The sequence below is a fragment of the Micromonospora sp. AMSO1212t genome, assembly GCF_008868145.1.
In the GTDB taxonomy this organism is placed as follows: Bacteria; Actinomycetota; Actinomycetes; order Mycobacteriales; family Micromonosporaceae; genus Micromonospora; species Micromonospora tulbaghiae.
The window spans coordinates 1-591 of record NZ_WBKS01000274.1; the positions used below are offsets into that span (position 1 = coordinate 1).

Below are 591 nucleotides of genomic sequence, written 5' to 3' on the forward strand. Positions count from 1 at the left end.
CGGCGGCGTCAGATGGGTATAAGGGACAGGCCGGGGCGGCGGGGGTCGTGGTGCACCCGGCGACGAGCAGCGGTCCGAGGAGCATGATCAGGGTTACGGGGCGGCGCATCAGCGCACCCTACGGCAGTGATCAGCTTTCGTGGGGGCGTCTCGGCTGGCACCGGTTGCGAGACCCTGCGAGGCTGGCGTTCGTGTATGACTACGACCTGCTGGTGCTGGGCTCCGGACCGAGTGGACAGAAGGCGGCGATCGCCGCGGCCAAGCTGGGCCGCCGCGTCGCGATCGTGGACCGCCGCGACATGCTCGGCGGCGTGTGCATAAACACCGGCACCGTGCCCTCCAAGACGCTGCGCGAGGCGGTGCTCTACCTGACCGGGCTGAGCCAGCGCGACCTCTACGGCAGCAGCTACCGGGTCAAGGAGGACATCACCGTCGCCGACCTGGCCGCCCGCACCCAGCACGTGATCACCCGGCAGACCGACGTCATCCGCAACCAGCTGGCCCGCAACAAGGTCTCGCTGATCACCGGCACCGGCCGGTTCGCCGACGCCCACTCCGTCTGGGTGGACGCCGGCTCCGGCCGGGAGACCC

Annotated in this window: 1 protein-coding gene; it reads left to right on the forward strand. The window is 70.4% G+C overall.

Annotation, left to right across the window (positions count from 1 at the left end):
• Window positions 1-191: 191 nt before the first annotated feature.
• On the forward strand, window positions 192-591 hold a 400-nt coding region (locus F8279_RS29780; RefSeq protein ID WP_151501720.1), incomplete at its 3' end, for an FAD-dependent oxidoreductase.